Source organism: Clostridium sp. (assembly GCF_036646415.1).
GTDB lineage: Bacteria > Bacillota > Clostridia > Clostridiales > Clostridiaceae > Clostridium_J.
Genome location: NZ_JAVXMF010000001.1, coordinates 200688 through 220330, shown reverse-complemented (window position 1 = coordinate 220330; position 19643 = coordinate 200688). Strand labels below are relative to the sequence as shown.

Genomic DNA, 19643 nt, shown 5'->3' with positions numbered 1-19643 from the left:
ACTATTACTTATCAGTTACTCCACCTTGCTTAGTATTTTTAAATGCTTTATGAGTTTTACCCATATTTTTAGTCGGGTGAAGTGTTCCGCCGTTTACTTTACCTTTATTTTTTTTCTCTTCAATAAGCTTTTTCATCATTTCTATATTTTTATCAGACATAGTTAACCTCCTTTCTATCTTAGGTTATTGTTTATCATAATATTTAAAGTTCTTATCAATAATATCATTGTATATTGAATGAATATTATATCCATAAACCTAGATAAATTTCTCAATGCTATCTGTAAATATACCATCACATCCTATTTTGTCAAGATGATTAACCATAGAAGGTTTGTTTACTGTATAGGTAAAAACCTTAAGATTACTTTCATGAGCAAGGGACACTAAGTCTTCATTAACTAAATGTACATTGGGATTTATAGAATATGCACCTAAATCATTAGCATATTTAATTATATTATTTATTTTATTGTGAAATAGCACTCCAAGTTTTATTTTATTATCTATTGTTTTACATATTTCAAGGGAGGAGTGATTAAAACTAGATAGTAGCACATTATCAACAATATCATATTTTCTAACCATGTCAATAACATCCTTCTCAATGTTAACATAGTGAATAACATCAGTTTTTAATTCTATATTTATAAAAATATTACGGTGATTAAGTATTTCTAATACCTCGTTTAAAGTAGGCAATTTACATAGTTTACTGTTTTCAAATTCAAGATTTTTAGGTTTAAAGGATTTCAATTCTGCAAGAGTGAAATCTTTTATAAGTCCGTTACCTTGAAAGGTTCTTTTAATATCTTCATCATGAATTACAACAAGTTTTTCATCCTTTGTTTTGTGAACATCAAGTTCCACTGCCGTAGCACCTGACATAACAGCTTTATCAAAGGAAAGTAGGGTATTCTCGGGATAATTTTCACTAGCACCTCTATGAGCAAAATAAATCATAGCTCATTCACCTCCGTATATAACATATATATTACTATATTAATACTTTAGTGTTAATACTTTAGAAGAGAATGATATATAAAGTTTACAAATAGTAATTAAATATTTTAAATAAATGTTGTTTATAGCATCATATTGTAAAATAAATAGAAATATAGTTTAAATATTAAGTTGATTAAGAAGTAAATAGAAGTTACTATATAAATATACATTATTTAACATAAAATAATTATGTAAGTTTGGAAATGGTACTTGGTATAAATCGTGAAATATAAGTTATACGAACTGTTTAGTAAATATCTATAATCAAGTTATAGGAGGTGAACATGATAATGAAACACTTTATGAAAAGGCTTCTTCAGGGTGGATGTATTTTAATACTTGTATTTCTTATATGTATGGTTAATATTGACCCCTTTAGAAACTTTGTTATGGGGAGAGTTGGAACTAGTATTTGGAACATACAAAGAGCTTTAGGAATCAAAGAAAATACTATTGCAGGTGAAGAATATACAAATGTGGATAAAAATAAGAATGGTATCTCTGATGCTATAGATATGGTAATGGGAGCTAGAAATGAGGTGAAAAATAGAACCAAGTACGAAAGCAATTATTATGATGGAGGATATCCACCAAAGAATGAAGGTGTATGTACTGATGTTATATGGAGAGCTTTTGAGGAGATAGATGTTAATTTGAAAGGTTTAATAGATGAAGATATAAAAAAGAATTTGAATCTTTATTCAAGGGTAGATGGAAAAGCAGATTCTAATATAGATTTTAGAAGGGTACCTAATCAATTAGTATTTTTTCAAAGTCATGCATTATCTCTTACCACAGAAATTGATGAGAAGGATGAAGTGAGTTTAAACCAGTGGCAACCTGGAGATATTATAGTAATATTAGAACCTTATGAACATGTAGCAATAGTTTCAGATAAAAGAGATAGTAAGGGCGTTCCTTATATCATTCATAACACACCACCAAGAGCTTCAGAATGTCCATTTATTTTTAGTGGTGTTGAAATTGCAGGTCATTTTAGATGGGATTATTAGTAAGCAACAAAGAAATAATATAACTTTAAATATAGATTTAAATTATAAGTGTAAAATCAATGACATAAATTATAGTAAAGTTTGTTTTGAATAAATGATAAAGGTAAAAGACTATTAAGTGTTCATACTTAATAGTCTTTATATAATCTATTAATTTATATGGGGGCTTTGAAATCCTTCTCTCTTAATAGAATGTTTCTTTGCAGTTCTATTATGATTTTTTCCGGTTTCACTAGTTATAGGTGTTTGATAATTACATTTTTCCATTCTAGCTTGCTTATTATCAGGTTGACTATCCTTTGCCATAAAAAAACCTCCTTAGCATAAATTAATTTAATTACAACGTTAGTTTGACCTAAGTTCATAAATTTTATTAAGGTATTTTATAGTAACACTGAACTAAGCATATAAGTTCTAATAAAGTTACTAGATATTAATACACATAACATATATTTTTTTATTGGGAATTTTTATATATTAAATGAAATTTTGTATACTTATTCTTAGTATAGTAAAAAATAAGTAGAAATAAAAGAGAGCATAAATCACATGTAAATTAAAAGTGTTAGTAATTAGGAGGAAATTATATGAAAGGTATTCATGGGAAAATTCATAGATTGATAATAAGTAGGCAGGTTGTAGGAAAGAAAAGTAGTTTTTTAAAACATAAAGATAATATTACAAAAGTTACTCTTATTACAATAATGATTGCAATAACTTTTGTAATATTATGTGGTTGTGGTATTGTAGGAAATCATAGAAAAAATGGTGATAGTAACAATGTAGGTAACAAGGGTAACAAAAAAGAAGAGTTGCAGCAGGAGAAAGATAGGAGTAAACAAGTGATATTAGAGCCAGTGGTGGATTTAGTACAGGAAAAATTGGATGCAATGACATTAGAGGAGAAGATTGGACAGCTATTCATTGTAGGATTCAATGGATGTGAAGCTAATGAAGAAATTTCTCATATGATAAAGGATAGACATGTAGGTGGAGTAATATTTTTTAGTGAAAACATAGATACAGTAGTTCAAACTAAAGGGCTTATAGAAAACTTAAATAGTTTAAATAGCAAAAATCCACTTAAACTCTTTATATCACTAGATGAGGAAGGTGGAATTGTAAGTAGAATACCAAAAGAAATGGGAAGCTTTGAGTCCGCATGGGATGTTGGGGCTAGAGGCGATTTAGACTATTCATTTAATCATGGAAGATTAATTGGAGAAACTGTAAAAAGTCTTGGTTTTAATCTTGATTTTGCGCCAGTTTTAGATGTAAACTCTAATTCCGATAATCCTGTTATAGGGATTAGAGCATTTTCAGATGACCCACAGGTGGTAAAAGTAATGGGTACAGAGGTCTTTAAGGGTATAAGATCTGCGGGGGTTATAGCAGTAGGAAAACACTTTCCAGGTCATGGAGATACAGATGTGGATTCTCATGTTGCGGTTCCAGTAATAAATAAATCTATTGATGAGTTAAAAAATATAGAGTTGATTCCTTTTAAGTATGCTATAGATAATGGTATAGACATGATAATGGTTGGGCATCTATATCTTCCACAATTAGATGATAAATATGTTTCAAGTCTATCAAAGAAAATAATCACAGGGATTTTAAGACAAGAACTCGGATTTAATGGAGTTGTTATAACTGATGATATGATAATGGAAGGGGTAAAAAGAACATATACAACAAGGGAGTCTGCAGTGAAGGCTATTGAGGCAGGCAATGATATTATAATAGTATCTAGAGCATTTAAGGATCAAGAAGAAGCTATAGATGGACTATTAGAAGCAGTGAAAAGTGGAGTTATTTCGGAAAAGAGAATTGATGAAAGTGTATATAGAATTATAAATCTTAAAAAAAATATTTAGAAATAATAGAGTAAATATCATGATGGTAAAGGGAAAAAATATAAATACTTATCATAAACATTGAAATCATTTTAAAATTATGATATAAGTAATTCGAGGGCAGTATAGAAATAATTGCACCCATACTAAAATTATATCTATAGGATTAGGCTGAGAACCTAGTTAAACTAGAGATAGCCTAACTTATGTTAGAAATAATCATCAGTCATATAATATTGGCGATTATAGAAATGGATTTCACGGACAGCTCATATCTTTTAGAATGAGACTAAGATAACAAATTACTTCACATATTTCTTTTACAGTTTATATTTTACATGGCGATTTTATTAAAAGCTATTAAATATAAAAGTTTTATAAAAGAGATAAATAACAATAGTTAGGAGTGATTGTTATGAAATTTGGATTCATTGGAGCAGGCAAGGTTGGTTTTTCTTTAGGGAAATACTTTAAAGAGAATGGTATCTTACTTACAGGTTATTATAGTAAGAATCAAAACTCATCGAAGGAAGCAGCTAACTTTACTGGTGCAAAACAGTTTTTAAGTTTGGAAGAACTTATAAAAGAGAGTGATGGAATCTTCATTACCACCCCAGATGTAGAGATTGAAGGGGTGTGGAATGAAATAAAAGAGTTGTCTATAAATAATAAATTAATATGCCACTGTAGTGGTTTGTTATCTTCGGAAATCTTTTCAGATATAAGTAAGTTTGGTGCTTACCCCTATTCTATACATCCAATGTTTGCCCTTTCGGATAAATATAATTCCTATAAAAATTTAAAAAAAGCTTTTATAACAATTGAAGGACATGGAAAATATATCAATGAATTAGTCAATATGATTAAAATTATGGGAAATCAAGTTAAAATCATTGATAAAAAAAATAAGGATTTATACCATTTAGCATCAGTTATGAGTAGTAACTTGGTACTAGGGCTTATTAATAATGGTGTAAATTACCTAAAAGAGTGTGGTTTTAGTGAGGAACTAGCTATTGATGCACTATATCCTCTTATAACTAATAATATTGAAAATATAAAAACTTCAGGAACTGTAAAAAGTCTTACAGGACCTTTAGAAAGAGGCGATCTATTTACTATGAAAACTCATTTAGCATGTTTAAATGAAGATGAGAAGAAGTTGTACAAGGTGTTAAATAGTAATTTACTTAAGGTAGCAAAGCAAAAGAATGAAAATAGGGATTACAGTAAAATAGAAAGATTTTTAGGAGATGAAATATAGTATGAAAAATACGGTTGTAACATTCAAGGATGCAAAAGCAAAAGGCGAGAAGCTGACAATGCTTACTGCTTATGATTATTCCATGGCAAAGATTATTGACAATTCAGGAATTAATGGGATCTTAGTTGGAGATTCAGTTGGAATGGTTTGTCTTGGTTATGAAGATACAATTTCAGTAACTATGGAAGATATGATTCACCATACAAAAGCTGTTACGAGAGGTGTAAAAAATGCTTTAGTAGTTGCGGATATGCCATTTATGTCTTATCAGACCTCTGTGTATGATGCGATTTTAAATGCAGGACGTCTTATGAAAGAGGGGCGTGCACATGCAGTAAAGCTTGAGGGTGGAATAGATATGTGTGATAGAATAGAAGCTATAACTAAAGCATCTATACCAGTTATGGCACACATAGGTTTAACGCCTCAATCAGTTAATTCATTAGGTGGATTTAAGGTGCAAGGAAAAAGTGAAGGAGCAGCTAGAGAGCTTATTGAAGCAGCTAAGGCTGTAGAAAAAGCAGGGGCTTTTGCAGTAGTTTTAGAATGTGTACCTGCAAAACTCGCAGAGATAATTACAAAGGAAATTTCAATTCCAACTATAGGAATTGGAGCAGGGGTTAACTGTGATGGACAAATTCTAGTATATCAAGATATGCTTGGGATGTTCAGTGATTTCACTCCGAAGTTTGTAAAAAAATATGCTGATATAAATGAAATAATGACGGGGGCATTTAAGGAATATATAGATGAAGTCAGTGCAGGAGCCTTTCCTGGACCTGAACATGGATTTAAAATAAGTGAAGATGTTATATCAAAGCTTTATTAGAATGGGTTACTATATTTTAATTGAAGTCGGGTCTACATCATATTATCCTCTCTAAACCGTTTCGTAACCTTGATCTAAGTAACACTCAAAATTTTATATTTGGTCAGTGGAACTTACTCATTTCAACAAATGTGAGGATGAGTTACTTTATATAAGGCTTTGGTCAGGAGAAAATCTAAAATATAGATTAAAATAAATAAAAATAGAAAATAAGTAGAAATAAAAAATATATAAAGAAGGTAATATTATGGAAATATTAAGTAATGTATTAAGTGTTAGAGAAATAGTAAAGGTATGGAAATCAGAAGGATTAAGGGTTGGGTTTGTTCCTACTATGGGATATCTACATGAGGGACATGAAAGTTTAATTAAAAAAGCAGCGGAGGAAAATGATAGAGTTGTAGTAAGTATATTCGTAAATCCAACACAGTTTGGACCAACTGAGGATTTAGATAAATATCCTAGGAATTTAGAAAAAGATTCAATGCTTTGTGAAAGGGCTGGAGCAAGTTTAATATTTAATCCTGAAAGTGAAGACATGTACTTTAGTGATGCCTCAACGTTTGTAGAAGTAGGTGGTCTTACTACTGGGCTTTGTGGAAGTAGCAGACCTACTCATTTTAGAGGAGTATGTACTGTAGTTTCAAAATTATTCAATATAGTACCAGCTCAGAGAGCGTATTTTGGAGAGAAAGATGCTCAACAACTTGCAGTGATTAGAAGAATGGTAAGGGATCTTAATATTGATATAGAAATAGTGGGATGTCCTATTGTTAGAGAAGCAGATGGTCTTGCAAAGAGTTCAAGAAATACATACCTATCTAAAGAACAAAGAGAAGCTGCATTAGTTTTAAATAAATCTTTAACCTTAGCTAAAAATGCTATGGAAGCTGGAGAAAAAAAGGTAGAAGCTATAATAAAACTTATAAGAGAAAATATAGAAAAAGAGCAGTTAGCAAAAATAGATTATGTGGAAGTTGTAAGTAGTAGTACATTAGAAAGAGTATGTGAAATTAAAGAAGATGTACTTGTGGCACTTGCAGTTAACTTTGGTAAAACTAGATTAATAGACAACTTTACTTATAACATCTAACTTAGGAGGAAAAGATTATGAGAATAACAATGTTAAAAGGGAAAATACACAGAGCTACAGTGGTTCAAGCAGAACTTGATTATGTTGGAAGTATTACTGTGGATGAGGATTTACTTGAGGCTTCTGGGATTTTAGAATATGAGAAGGTTCAAATTGTGGATATAAATAATGGAAATAGATTTGAAACTTACACAATTGCAGGGGAAAGAGGCAGTGGTCTTATATGCCTTAATGGAGCAGCTGCAAGATGTGTTCAAGTAGGAGATAAAATTATACTTATGAGCTATTGTGAAGTAGATGGTGAAGAAGCAAAAGAGCATAAGCCTAAGGTGGTTTTTGTAGACGAGGGTAACAAAATAACTCAGGTTACTAATTATGAAAAGCATGGTCAACTTAAGTAACACTCCAAATTTATAAGTTAGTCAGTGAAACTTACTTAATAACTAATACATTTTAAAAAACTATGGATAACATAGTTTTTTATTTTTTTGTCATATGAAATTTTGTAATAGAATGAAATATAATAGGTTTTAAGGCATAATATATTATAGAGGGAATTAAGGGAGGGTTTTTATGTTAAATTATGATTGGGAGCCACATAAATCATCCATAGTAGATATGGATGCTAATGTTATTGCATTATTTATTTACGGGGCTGCTATTATTACGATTTTTATTCCAGGTATTAGTTATATATCATGGCTTGTACCTATTATTATTTACTTTTTAGAGAAAGACAGTAGCTTTGTGAAATTTCATGCAATGCAAGGATTTTTACTTAATATTGCTGGAATAATTATTAAATTTATTATACTTGTTATTATAGGGGGAAGTGCTGGATTGTTACTTTTTAACCCATTTGCTTATGGAGTGTGGGGAACGATGATAATTGCAGGGTTATTTACAGGTATAGTAAGTATAATCATTACTATATTTGAAATTATATGTATGGTAAAAGCCTATAATTATAAAGGATATAAAATTCCACTGGTAGGTAATTTAGCTGAGAAGATTGTTAAGTAATAGAGAAGTTAAATAATTTATATAAGACCAAAAGAAGTGACCTTGTTGCTTCTTTTTCTTTTAAGCTGTGTTTTAAACAACTACTAACTATAATGGATTTGTAAATAATATTAGTATTTAGTGAATATATGGGTAAATATCAACTAAAGTAAATAGGCAGGGATCAAATGAATTGACAGTAAATATAAAGTGATATAACATTAATTTTATATTTATAATCTCATTGTTAAATTGTAAATATAACAAATTGGAACGAGTTTATTTAGTGCGAAATTACATTATTTTAAAGAGTATGGAGGAATAGTGAGTGAGCAAATATATTGAGTTTGTAGATATAAAAAAGACCTATAAAATGGGTGAGGTTGAAATTAATGCTTTAGACGGAGTAGATTTTTCTATTGATAAAGGAGAGTTTGTTGTAATTGCAGGAGCCAGTGGAGCGGGTAAGAGTACAATACTAAATATACTTGGAGGAATGGATACTTCAACTTCAGGTGAAATTTATGTAGATGGAAATAGGGTGGATGAGTACAGTGAAAAACAGCTTACAACCTATAGAAGATTTGATATTGGGTTTGTATTTCAGTTTTATAACTTAGTTCAGAATTTGACATCTATAGAGAATATAGAGCTGGCCACTCAAATATGTAAAAATCCTTTGGATACAGAGAAAACCTTAGAGGATGTTGGGCTTAAGGCGAGAAGAAATAATTTTCCGGCTCAACTTTCAGGTGGAGAACAGCAAAGAGTAGCAATTGCTAGAGCTCTTGCAAAAAATCCAAAGCTTTTGCTTTGTGATGAGCCTACTGGAGCTTTAGATTATAACACTGGAAAGGCTATTTTAAAGTTGCTTCAAGATACTAGTAGAACCTTAGGGATGACCATTGTAGTTATCACACATAACCTAGCACTTACATCTATGGGAGATAAAGTTATAAAGGTTAAGAACGGTAAGGTGCATAGTATTACTACTAATGATAATCCAACTCCGGTGGAAAGGATTGAGTGGTAATTATGAGGAGTTCATTATCTAAAGATACATTTAGAGATATCAAAAAGACTTTAAGTAGATTTTTATCTATTGTTGCAATAGTAGCTATAGGGGTAGCTTTCTTTTCTGGAATAAAGGTGGCATCTCCAGATATGAAAATTACGGCAGATGCTTATTATGATGATCAAAATTTCATGGACATACAACTTATTTCAACCTTGGGACTTACAGATGATGATGTTAATGAAGTAAGAAAGATAGAAGGTGTTAAGGACGTATTTCCAACCTATTCTTTAGATGTACTTACCAGTTTAGAAACAGAAGAAATTGTATTAAAGATACATGGATTTTCTTTGGAAAATAGTAAAAATAATGATGAATATTACATAAATAAACCAACATTAGTAGAGGGTAGATATCCAGAAAAATCTGGAGAATGTGTTATTGAAGCAAGTTCAATGGTTAAACAGGAGATACCTATAGGAACTACATTAGAAGTTACTTCAGGTACGGATGAGGATATTAGTAGTAGATTGAAAACTAGAAAGTTTACGGTTGTTGGAACAGTGCATAGTCCTACATATGTTTCCTTAGAAAAGGGAAGTAGCTCTATAGGAAATGGTAAGGTTAATAGCTTCATGATAATTCCTAATGAAGACTTTAATATGGAAGCATATACAGAAATTTTTCTTACGGTACAAGGAACTAAAGAACTTGAAACTTATAGTGATAAGTATGATGAAATAGTTAATAAAGTTGAAGATAAGTTTGAGAACCTTGGCGTTATCAGAAGTAAGATTAGATATGAAGAAGTAATTAGTGAAGCCAGTGGTAAGATAGCTACCAGTAAAGAAGAACTTCAGGATGGAAAGGTAAAGTCAGAGAAAGAGTTAAAAGATGCCGAAGATAAACTTAAGGAATCTAGAGATGAATTAACCTTAGGCGAAAGTCAACTTATAGAAAAGGAAAATCAATTTAATAGTTTTGTAACAGAGTCTGAAAGTAAGATATTAAACGGTGAAACTGCTCTTACAGATGGTGAAGTTGAATATAATAAAAGGCATAGTGAGTTTATTAAAACAAAGAAAGAAGCTGAAGTGCAATTTAAAACAGCAGAAGAGCAACTTTCTGCTGGAGAAGCTGAACTAAAAAGCGCTCAGGGATATTTATCAGTTTTAGAGACGAAAATAAAAGATGAGAATCTTTCTGAAGTTGAGAAACAAGAAATTCAGGGAGAAATATTAAAATTACAAGGCACAATTGAAATAAGTAAAGAAACTTTAAATAAGGGAAGAGCAGAACTTGACGCTAATAAGGATATGATATCAGAAGGTGAGAAACAGCTGTCTGCTAGTAAAGCTACCATTGATGCTGGAAGAGCACAACTTGAGACTCAAAAGGCTCAGTTAAGTAGGGGGAAGGAAACCGCGAAAGCTGAATTTGCTGAAGCTCGTAGTACTTTAGCCCAAGGGAAAATAGCTTTAGCTGAAGGGGAAGAAGCATATAAAAAGGCTAAGGAAGAAGCAAAAGAAAAAATTCAAGATGGTGAGAAGAAACTTGCTGAGGCTGAAGAGCAGATTGGCAACATTAAAGAATCTAAGTGGTATGTATTAGATAGAAATGCAAACTATAGTTTTGTTGACTATGAAGGTTCTGCAGATAGAGTTAATGCTATTGCACAGGTGTTTCCAGTATTTTTCTTTGTAGTTGCAGCGCTAGTATGCTTAACTACTATGACGAGAATGGTTGATGAACAGAGAGGGAATATAGGAACTTTGAAAGCTCTTGGATATAGTAAGGGTGCAATTGCTTCAAAATATATTATATATGCTGCCCTTGCAAGTGTGGCAGGAAGTATCTTAGGAATTATCATTGGATTTACGGTATTCCCAACGGTTATATTTAATGCCTATGGGATCATGTACAATCTTCCACCAGTAATATTAACCTTTAATATTAAGTATGCGACCATATCAACTATAGCATCGGTGCTTACAACTACTTTAGCTGCAGTATTTGCTTGTTATAGAGAGTTAGTACAAACTCCTTCAATTTTAATGAGACCTAAGGCTCCGGCAGAAGGAAAGAGAATTCTTCTAGAGAAGATACCGATTATATGGGATAGATTTAATTTTATTCAGAAGGTATCTGCAAGAAATATTTTCAGATATAAAAAGCGTTTCTTAATGACTGTTATAGGAATTGCAGGATGTACTGCTTTGTTACTAGCTGGTTTTGGAATAAAGGATTCCATTAAGGCAATAGTAGATAAACAGTTTGGTGAAATATACAAGTATGATATGATGGTTGATTTAGAAGGTGATATGACGGAAAAGGATTATATTGATGTATTAAATCATATATCAGGAGAAAATAGAATAGAAAAATATATGATGGCTAAAAACTTAAGTGCAAAAGCTTCAAAGGGTGAAGTAGAGAAGGATATAAAAATATTTATTCCAAGTAATCTGAAGGAATTTAATGATTTTATACTTTTAAGAAATCGTAAGAGTAAACATCAACTAAATCTTTCAGATGACGGTATTGTAATTAGTGAGAAGCTTGCAAAACAGCTAGAAGTAAAGGTTGGAGATTCTATATATATCGATAATGCTGAAAGTGAGAAGTTTTCAGTTAAAATCACTGGAATTACAGAGCACTATGTATTTCACTATGCATATATGACACCATCACTTTATGAAAAGATCTATGGAGAAAAAGTAGAGTATAATCATATAATATCAAAGATAAGCGACACTTCAGATAAATTTGAAAACTCCTTAGCTAAAGATATAATAGATATACCTAATGTGGTTTCAGTTAATTTTAATTCAAGTATTAAGAATAATTTTGGAGACATGATTAAAAATTTGAATTATGTGGTAATAGTTATGATTATATCAGCAGGTTCGTTAGCATTTGTAGTACTTTACAATCTTACTAATGTTAATATTAGTGAGAGACTTCGTGAAATTGCAACGATTAAAGTTCTAGGATTCTATGATAATGAGGTTTCAGCTTATGTTTATAGAGAAAACTTTATATTAACTTTTATAGGAATGATTTGTGGACTTATACTTGGTGTATTTTTACATAGATTTATTATGGTAACTGCGGAGGTAGAATCTATGATGTTTGGACGAAATATAGCTAGGTTTAGTTATATATGGTCAGCGTTACTGACAATATTATTTACTGTTATAGTTAATATTGCTATGTATTATAAGCTTAGAAATATACCTATGGTTGAATCTTTAAAGTCTGTAGATTAGGAATATATAAATTTGAAATATAAGTAAATATAATTATAAAAAAGGATAAAATAAGTTTTACTGAAAAGAAATATTTACTTGTTTTATGGGTAAGACTAGTATAGTAGCTTAATTTGATTAAATTAAATCCCATTATAAATGCTTTGCAGTGGAAAATTTAAGTATTTGGGAAAAATAATAATCAAATTAAGCTATAAAAATGTGTAAAAATGTGGTAAAATTAACATTGTATAAAGAAACATATGGGAGGATATATAAATTATGAAAGTTATAAACGAAAATAATTTTGAATTGGAAGCTGGAAGTGGACTAGTATTAGTGGATTTCTTTGCTACATGGTGTGGACCATGCCAAAGATTAACTCCAGTGCTTGAAGATCTTCAAGAAGATTTTGAAGGTAAGGTAAAATTTTTAAAGTCTGATATAGACCAAAGTAGATCACTTGCAAGAAAATTCTCAGTTATGAGTGTACCTACCATGATAGTATTAAAAGATGGAGCACCGGTAGAGAGAATGGTTGGATTTATGCAACCAGAAGATATAAAAGCTAAGCTTAAAAATCATATTTAAAATATAAATAATATGACTTTTTTAGCTAAAGATTTAAAGTGAATTAGCTAATAATAAATAATTAAAATCTAAAGCCTCTGCTATATTACATGGCGGAGGCTTTATTGTGTAGCACATATATTGAACATTAAATTTGAAAAAAAGTTTATAGATTTGGGGATTAACTAAATTTCAACTGACTTTGAGCAATTATAAAAGAAATATTAAATTGAACAAGCAGTAAATTGGAGATATTGGGAGATAATTGGAGAGTTTTAAAGAAAATACATAGAATTTCAAGGAATAATATGATGCACTTTATTTGACACACAAATTAATGTGATGTACTATATTAATATAAAGAGTATAACAATTATTGACGGGGGTTTAATTATGATAAACGTTGGAATAAATGGATTCGGAAGAATCGGAAGAACTTTTTTAAGAATAGCATGTGAAAACCATAATAGGGATTTCAATATAGTTGCTATAAATGCTAGAGCAGATATAGAAACACTTGCACATCTTTTTGTATATGATTCTTGCTTTGGTACTTTTAAGGGTGATGTAAAAACAACGGAAAATTCCATAATTATTAATGGTAAAGAAATAAAAATAACAAGATGTGACGCTCCAAAGGATATTCCTTGGAAGAAACTGAATGTTGATTTAGTTATAGAATCTACAGGTAAATTTAAGACTAGAGAAGAACTTATGGCTCATGTTGAAGCAGGTGCAAAGAAAGTTATATTAACAGCACCAGGTAAAGATGAAGATATTACAGTTGTTATGGGAGTAAATGATTCAGAATTAGATCTTTCAAAGCATACACTTATTTCAAATGCTTCATGTACAACTAATTGCTTAGCACCAGTAGCTAAAGTGTTAGATGATAATTTTGGAATAGTAAAAGGCTTTATAACTACGGTTCATTCTTATACTAATGACCAACAAATACTAGATAAGACTCACAAGGATTTAAGAAGAGCAAGAGCAGCTGGAGAGTCGATAGTACCAACTACTACGGGAGCTGCAAAGGCTGTTGCTAAGGTATTACCACAGCTTAAAGGAAGATTAGACGGATTTGCTTTAAGAGTTCCAACTGCTGCGGTATCTATAACTGATTTAGTTTGTGAAGTGAATAAAGAAACTACTGTAGAAGAAATAAATAAAGTATTCAAGAAAGCTTCAGAAAATGAACTTAAAGGAATTCTTGGATTATGTGAATTGCCATTAGTATCAGTAGATTTCAAAGGGGATAGTAGATCTTCTATAGTTGATGGACTATCAACTATGGTAAATGGAAAGATGATAAAAATTGCATCTTGGTATGACAATGAGTGGGGATATTCTGCAAGAGTAGTTGATTTAGCTAACTATGTTTCACAATTATTAATTGCAGAGAAAGTTTCTAAAATTGCTTAATTCACTAGATTACACTAGTTATTCATATAAATTAATTTTACCAACCATTATAAAATACTAATATATTTAATTAAGACTCAAGAGGTTATTTTGTAAAAGAAATAGTCTCTTGAGTTCTTTTAGAGTATAATTATTGTTTAAGTTATATTATAATGGTTTAGACTATATTTAAGTAGGTGATTGGATGACAGAAAATAAATTTTTACCAATATGTAAAGAAGATATGATTGAGAGAAATTGGGATCAGTTAGATTTTATTATAGTAACAGGAGATGCATACATAGATCATCACAGCTTTGGAACTGCAATAATTTCAAGAGTTCTTGAGGATGCAGGATACAAAATAGGGATAATTGCACAACCAGATTGGAATGACACTAAGGATTTTATAAAGCTTGGAAGACCAAGACTTGGGTTTTTAGTTAATGGAGGAAATATGGACTCCATGGTTAATCATTATACAGTTGCTAAAAAACTTAGAGAAAAAGATTTTTATTCTCCAGGTGGTAAGATGGGATTAAGACCTGATATGGCAACCATTGTATATTGCAATAAGATAAGAGAGTCTTATAAAAGTATTCCAATTATAATTGGAGGGGTTGAGGCTAGCCTTAGAAGATTCGCTCATTATGATTACTGGGGTGATAAGGTTAGAAAATCTATGCTTATTGATAGTGGAGCAGATTTACTTATTTACGGTATGAGTGAGAAGCAAGTTGTGGAAGTTGCAAATAATTTAAATGATGGACTTCAAGTAAGGTATATTAGACATGTGCCAGGGACTTGCTATATAGCAGATGATTTAGAAAATGTAAGTGATTATATTGAAATACCATCATATAAAGATATTTGTAAGGATAAGATGGACTATGCTAGAGCTTTCAAGGTTCAATATGAAGAGCAAGACCCAGTGAGAGGAAAGATAATAGTACAAAAACATGCTAATAGATATGTAGTTCAAAATATACCAGAGATGCCACTTACAAGAGAGGAACTAGATCATGTGTATGGTCTTCCTTATCAGAAGAATTATCATCCTTGCTATGAGGGTCAAGGTGGGATTGCTGCTATAGAAGAGGTTAAGTTTAGTATAGTTAGTTCTAGAGGTTGTTTTGGTAACTGTGCATTTTGTGCTATAACATTCCACCAGGGAAGAATAGTTCAAAGTAGAAGTGAGGATTCTATACTACAAGAAACTGTGGAGATAACTAATTTGAGTGATTTTAAAGGGTATATTCACGATGTTGGAGGACCTACAGCAAACTTTAGACGTCCAGCTTGTGAAAAACAGCTTAAGCATGGAGCGTGTAAAAATAAGCAATGCTTATATCCAAAGCCTTGTAAAAACTTAGACGTAGATCATACTGAGTATTTAGATTTACTTAGAAAGATAAGAACAGTTCCAAAAGTAAAAAAAGCTTTTGTACGTTCAGGACTTAGATATGATTATATAATGGCAGATAAAAATGATACATTCCTTAAGGAACTAGTTCAACACCATGTTAGTGGACAATTAAAAGTTGCCCCAGAACATGTTTGTGGTAATGTTTTAAAATACATGGGAAAACCAGCAGGGAAAACCTATGACAAATTCACTGAAAAGTTCTATAAGATTAATGAAGCTGCGGGAAAGAAGCAATATATTATACCTTATCTAATGTCTAGCCACCCAGGTAGCACCTTAGATTCAGCTATAGAGCTTGCTGAATACTTAAGAGATATAAAATATCAACCAGAACAAGTTCAAGACTTCTATCCAACTCCAGGAACATTAGCTACAGCTATGTTCTATACAGGTGTAGATCCTCTTACCATGGAGAAAGTTTATGTACCTAAGAGTAAGAGTGAGAAGGCAATGCAAAGAGCGCTACTTCAATACAGAAACCCTAAGAAGTATGACATAGTTCATGATGCACTAGTTCAGGCTGGTAGAGAAGATTTAATAGGAAATGGACCTAAATGTCTTATAAAGGCAAAGGGACAAGTGAAAAGCTTCAAGGGAAATACAGACCATGGTAGAACATCAGAAGTAAATAGAACTAATGGTAATGGCGATAAAGGTAGAAGAGCTAAAAAAAGTAGTGCCAGTGAGAATAAAAATGGTAGAAGTCAAAGTGTTACTAAAGGTAGAGTAAAAGCAAATGCTGAAGATAATTTCAGAGGCAAGTCTACTGGTAATGAAAGTGGTAAAACTTTAGGTAAAAGTAGAGATTCTCAAGGTAATAACTCAAAAGTTCCAAGAGGAAAAGCTAACGATAAGTCTAAAGGCAAATTTGTAAGCAAACGCAGCAAATCTTCATCAAAAGACAAGTCAATGAAAAGAACTCGTAAGTAGTGAAAGGGGCTGTCTCAAAATTGAATATGTCATAAACTAGTGTTGAAATTGGACTTATATTATTGCAGCCAAGCCGTTTCGGAACCTTAAGTGACACTCGAAATTTTATATTTTGTTAGTGGAACTTACTCCACCGAACGCAGTTGAGGGGGAGTTTCATTATTATATAGAAGAAGCTCCTTCTCATATGCATTCGAATGAGTAAGTTTAAAGAGCTAAATCATAGATTTAGATTCTCACTTAACAACTCGCATTCGCTCAAACAGGTTGTATTTTTTACGGATTAACTATTCACATAGCTTAAGTAAATTCAAGAACCTTGCAAATGGCTTTGCTATCAATAATATTTAAGTCCACTTTCAACATTCAGATAAAACATAAGTCAATCATTTTAAGACAGCCACTTTTATTAATAACATATTAATGTCATCACCTAATATACTACATATATATAACAATTAATAAATAGTAAAAGTTAACTATTTTATTACCTACTATTAATAATTTCATTTATTAAAGGAATCCTTTGTTCAATTCTCGATTTGCTTTGCTCAATGTAGTTTTTTGTCCATTCATTCAAATTGGACAAATCGAGACTGCGATGCATTCCTGTATAAACAATTATTTCTCTGAGTTGTAGAAATATAGGTATTTGTCTTAAGCAATATTCATCTATAAAAATTTCTTTATAGTAGCCCCTCATGAAATTTTCCATGAAACGATATGCTTGAGATTGCCTTTCATTTATGCTGTCATCTAAAAAGACGTAGGTAATGTAAAATAATTGAATAGCTATATCTTCCACAAACCAACTATATTGACACTCATCAAAATCAAAAATATTAATCCCTTTATCACTTAATAAAAAGTTTCCAACATTAATATCTCCATGAATAATTCCATATGAATTTGAATCTTTTCTTAGTTGATTAATTTTGTTTATTATAATCTTATAACTTTCATATACATCAGCTTGGTCAGTAGAAATATATCTCTTGATATTTTGTAAATAATAATTCTCTGTCCAATCATGTCTTTGAATTTCTTTTATTGAAGGTCGATATATCTTAGATAAAAAATGTATTTTTCCTGTTATTTGACCACATTTCTCAAATAATTCATCATTACTAATACATTCAGGATATCCAATCCTTTGCCCAAGAGCTTTTTCGAAAGAGGTAGCAATAAAATACGAATCATCTACATTAATTCTCTCTGTTAATTTACCTTGTGTCGAATAAGTAGGTTTTGAAGCTGATACTCCATTATTAACTAAATATAAAATCCAATCCAGCTCACCTTTCACAAGTTCTTCTTTTCGATGGGAACTATGAGTTAATCTTAGAATGTATGATTTATCTTGTTTTTGATATTCATAAATAAAATTTTGGAACCCTCCAATTAAATTTAATGTAGAAATATCTATACCAAATCTCCCTGCAGCTTCTTCTAAAATCTGTACATTAAATAATTCTTTTACTTCCTTCTCCAATTTCTCAACTCCCTTATTGAAATATTTCTACCTGATACTAATGTCTCATGGATATTTTTTCAAAAGTTATATGCTTTATTCTAAAAACAATTGGTGGGACAAGTAATATGAAATCCAAGTATACGAATAATAATTGAAGTATGTGTGAATTAAAAATATAATAGTTATATTTAAGATTATTAATATAAACTCTTCTATATGTAAAGTATATATTAAATGTATATTAAATACAAATGTGTTATAATATTATAAAATAACTTCAAAATAGATTAAATTTATAGGGAATTATTAGATAGAAGGGGATGGGAATATGAATGAAACTATAGACTTGATTAATAATAGGGTATCTTTAAGAAAATATGCAGATAGAGACATTGAAAAGGAGCATTTAGATGCTATTATAAATAGTGCAATGAGAGCTCCTACAGCGGGGAATGTAATGATGTATTCTATGATTGTTGTAAAGGATGATGAAAAGAAGAAGAAGCTTGCTAAAACTTGTGATAATCAACCTTTTATAGCTACAGCACCTGTGATAATTGTATTTGTAGCAGATGCTCATAGGCTAAATAAATATTTTGAAGTTAGTGGTGTTAAGGGGTGCTGTGATAAGAAAAATCAGAAAGTCAAAACTCCAGACTTATCTCAATTATTTTTAGCTGCAGGAGATGCCTTCATAGCTGCACAAAATGCAGTTGTGGCTGCGGAGTCTCTTGGAGTTGGTTCTTGCTATATTGGAGATATAGTGGAAAACTATGAAACGCATAGAGAAATGTTTAATCTTCCAAACTGGGCAACGCCAGTAGCTATGCTATGCCTAGGATATTATCCAGAAGATTATCCAAGAGTTATAAAATCAAGATTTGATAGAAAGTATATAGTTTTTGATGAAGAGTATAAAGATATTTCAGATGATAGTTTTGAACATATGTATAAAGAGTTTGAAGGTAAGCTACCAAAGCCTAATAGATATGATGCTGAAAATTTTGGACAATATATTTATAGTAGAAAGTTTGGATCCGAATTTATGAATGAAATGAATAGAAGTCTAAAAGTAGCTGTAGATCATTGGAAAATGGATAAGAGTGAATTATAACCTATAATATATAAAGAGGTAATCTTTTAAACTGATTTTAAAAGCTGTTTAAAAGGACCTCTTTTTTATATTTAAATACAAAACTAAAGATTTTGGATATCAATTAACTTTGAAGAGCTAAACTATAGATTTAAGTTTAATTGAAATTCTGTATAATATATATTCCAATGAGTAAGCTCCAGAGCAAAAATCCGAAATTCTGACTGTTACTTATAATGTAAAGAAACTGGGAGATAATAAAGATATAAAAATAAATAAGTAGGCATAAATATGGTAACTTAAAGTATGTGTATTTTAATAGTTATTATGTGAATTATAGTGTTTATAATTTATAGTACAAAGAATAATTGTTTAATTTTATTAGATATGATATATTTGAAACACTAACGTTTTGGGGAG

At 30.7% G+C, this 19643-nt stretch carries 17 protein-coding genes; 13 read left to right on the top strand and 4 right to left on the bottom strand.

Annotated features, from left to right (window positions below):
• Positions 1-4: 4 nt before the first annotated feature.
• Complete coding sequence (locus RSD37_RS00875; protein ID WP_346944804.1) at positions 5-160, bottom strand: hypothetical protein; 156 nt, start codon at positions 158-160, stop codon at positions 5-7.
• Between the two features lie 99 nt (positions 161-259).
• On the bottom strand, positions 260-964 hold the full coding sequence (locus RSD37_RS00870) for a glycerophosphodiester phosphodiesterase family protein (RefSeq protein ID WP_346944803.1): 705 nt from the start codon (positions 962-964) through the stop codon (positions 260-262).
• A gap of 332 nt (positions 965-1296) precedes the next feature.
• Here RSD37_RS00870 and RSD37_RS00865 point away from each other — a divergent pair, with 332 nt between their 5' ends.
• Positions 1297-2019, top strand: coding sequence for a DUF1287 domain-containing protein (locus RSD37_RS00865; RefSeq protein ID WP_346944802.1), 723 nt, complete (start codon positions 1297-1299; stop codon positions 2017-2019).
• A 150-nt stretch (positions 2020-2169) separates the two neighbouring features.
• Here RSD37_RS00865 and RSD37_RS00860 read toward each other — a convergent pair whose 3' ends face one another.
• Positions 2170-2325, bottom strand: a complete 156-nt coding sequence (locus tag RSD37_RS00860; protein ID WP_346944801.1) for a hypothetical protein — start codon at positions 2323-2325, stop codon at positions 2170-2172.
• A 281-nt stretch (positions 2326-2606) separates the two neighbouring features.
• On the opposite strand from RSD37_RS00860, the gene nagZ reads away from it, so the two are divergent.
• The 11 genes from nagZ to RSD37_RS00805 all read left to right on the top strand — a co-directional run bounded on the left by nagZ (position 2607) and on the right by RSD37_RS00805 (position 16656).
• Entirely contained in the window at positions 2607-3896 is a 1290-nt protein-coding gene (gene nagZ, locus RSD37_RS00855) for a beta-N-acetylhexosaminidase (protein ID WP_346944800.1), read from the top strand.
• 394 nt (positions 3897-4290) lie between these two features.
• Positions 4291-5139 (top strand): Rossmann-like and DUF2520 domain-containing protein, encoded by an 849-nt coding sequence (locus RSD37_RS00850; RefSeq protein ID WP_346944799.1) that lies wholly within the window; start codon positions 4291-4293, stop codon positions 5137-5139.
• A gap of 1 nt (position 5140) precedes the next feature.
• Positions 5141-5968, top strand: a complete 828-nt coding sequence (gene panB / locus RSD37_RS00845) for a 3-methyl-2-oxobutanoate hydroxymethyltransferase (protein ID WP_346944798.1) — start codon at positions 5141-5143, stop codon at positions 5966-5968.
• Between the two features lie 247 nt (positions 5969-6215).
• A complete protein-coding gene (gene panC / locus RSD37_RS00840; RefSeq protein ID WP_346944797.1) occupies positions 6216-7061 on the top strand; it encodes a pantoate--beta-alanine ligase in 846 nt (281 codons plus the stop codon).
• A 17-nt stretch (positions 7062-7078) separates the two neighbouring features.
• Positions 7079-7462, top strand: a complete 384-nt coding sequence (gene panD, locus RSD37_RS00835) for an aspartate 1-decarboxylase (RefSeq protein WP_346944796.1) — start codon at positions 7079-7081, stop codon at positions 7460-7462.
• Between the two features lie 172 nt (positions 7463-7634).
• Positions 7635-8084, top strand: coding sequence for a hypothetical protein (locus tag RSD37_RS00830; protein WP_346944795.1), 450 nt, complete (start codon positions 7635-7637; stop codon positions 8082-8084).
• Positions 8085-8391: 307 nt separating this feature from the next.
• Positions 8392-9096 (top strand): ABC transporter ATP-binding protein, encoded by a 705-nt coding sequence (locus RSD37_RS00825; protein WP_346944794.1) that lies wholly within the window; start codon positions 8392-8394, stop codon positions 9094-9096.
• A gap of 2 nt (positions 9097-9098) precedes the next feature.
• Positions 9099-12347 carry an FtsX-like permease family protein gene (locus RSD37_RS00820; RefSeq protein WP_346944793.1) on the top strand — a complete coding sequence of 1083 codons (3249 nt, stop codon included), beginning with the start codon at positions 9099-9101 and terminating at the stop codon, positions 12345-12347.
• A 261-nt stretch (positions 12348-12608) separates the two neighbouring features.
• Positions 12609-12917 carry a thioredoxin gene (gene trxA, locus RSD37_RS00815; protein ID WP_346944792.1) on the top strand — a complete coding sequence of 103 codons (309 nt, stop codon included), beginning with the start codon at positions 12609-12611 and terminating at the stop codon, positions 12915-12917.
• Positions 12918-13286: 369 nt separating this feature from the next.
• On the top strand, positions 13287-14321 hold the full coding sequence (gap, locus tag RSD37_RS00810; RefSeq protein WP_346944889.1) for a type I glyceraldehyde-3-phosphate dehydrogenase: 1035 nt from the start codon (positions 13287-13289) through the stop codon (positions 14319-14321).
• Positions 14322-14505: 184 nt separating this feature from the next.
• Positions 14506-16656, top strand: coding sequence for a YgiQ family radical SAM protein (locus tag RSD37_RS00805; RefSeq protein ID WP_346944791.1), 2151 nt, complete (start codon positions 14506-14508; stop codon positions 16654-16656).
• Between the two features lie 487 nt (positions 16657-17143).
• Here the strand turns inward: RSD37_RS00805 and RSD37_RS00800 are convergent, their stop codons facing one another.
• Positions 17144-18148, bottom strand: a complete 1005-nt coding sequence (locus RSD37_RS00800; protein ID WP_346944790.1) for a phosphotransferase — start codon at positions 18146-18148, stop codon at positions 17144-17146.
• Between the two features lie 310 nt (positions 18149-18458).
• Here RSD37_RS00800 and RSD37_RS00795 point away from each other — a divergent pair, with 310 nt between their 5' ends.
• On the top strand, positions 18459-19244 hold the full coding sequence (locus tag RSD37_RS00795) for a nitroreductase family protein (RefSeq protein ID WP_346944789.1): 786 nt from the start codon (positions 18459-18461) through the stop codon (positions 19242-19244).
• The last annotated feature ends 399 nt before the right edge of the window (positions 19245-19643 follow it).

Coding starts and splice junctions, on each gene's coding strand:
- RSD37_RS00875 (WP_346944804.1), bottom strand. CDS start 160: ATGTCTGATAAAAATATAGAAATGATGAAAAAGCTTATTGAAGAGAAA.
- RSD37_RS00870 (WP_346944803.1), bottom strand. CDS start 964: ATGATTTATTTTGCTCATAGAGGTGCTAGTGAAAATTATCCCGAGAAT.
- RSD37_RS00865 (WP_346944802.1), top strand. CDS start 1,297: ATGAAACACTTTATGAAAAGGCTTCTTCAGGGTGGATGTATTTTAATA.
- RSD37_RS00860 (WP_346944801.1), bottom strand. CDS start 2,325: ATGGCAAAGGATAGTCAACCTGATAATAAGCAAGCTAGAATGGAAAAA.
- nagZ (WP_346944800.1), top strand. CDS start 2,607: ATGAAAGGTATTCATGGGAAAATTCATAGATTGATAATAAGTAGGCAG.
- RSD37_RS00850 (WP_346944799.1), top strand. CDS start 4,291: ATGAAATTTGGATTCATTGGAGCAGGCAAGGTTGGTTTTTCTTTAGGG.
- panB (WP_346944798.1), top strand. CDS start 5,141: ATGAAAAATACGGTTGTAACATTCAAGGATGCAAAAGCAAAAGGCGAG.
- panC (WP_346944797.1), top strand. CDS start 6,216: ATGGAAATATTAAGTAATGTATTAAGTGTTAGAGAAATAGTAAAGGTA.
- panD (WP_346944796.1), top strand. CDS start 7,079: ATGAGAATAACAATGTTAAAAGGGAAAATACACAGAGCTACAGTGGTT.
- RSD37_RS00830 (WP_346944795.1), top strand. CDS start 7,635: ATGTTAAATTATGATTGGGAGCCACATAAATCATCCATAGTAGATATG.
- RSD37_RS00820 (WP_346944793.1), top strand. CDS start 9,099: ATGAGGAGTTCATTATCTAAAGATACATTTAGAGATATCAAAAAGACT.
- trxA (WP_346944792.1), top strand. CDS start 12,609: ATGAAAGTTATAAACGAAAATAATTTTGAATTGGAAGCTGGAAGTGGA.
- RSD37_RS00805 (WP_346944791.1), top strand. CDS start 14,506: ATGACAGAAAATAAATTTTTACCAATATGTAAAGAAGATATGATTGAG.
- RSD37_RS00795 (WP_346944789.1), top strand. CDS start 18,459: ATGAATGAAACTATAGACTTGATTAATAATAGGGTATCTTTAAGAAAA.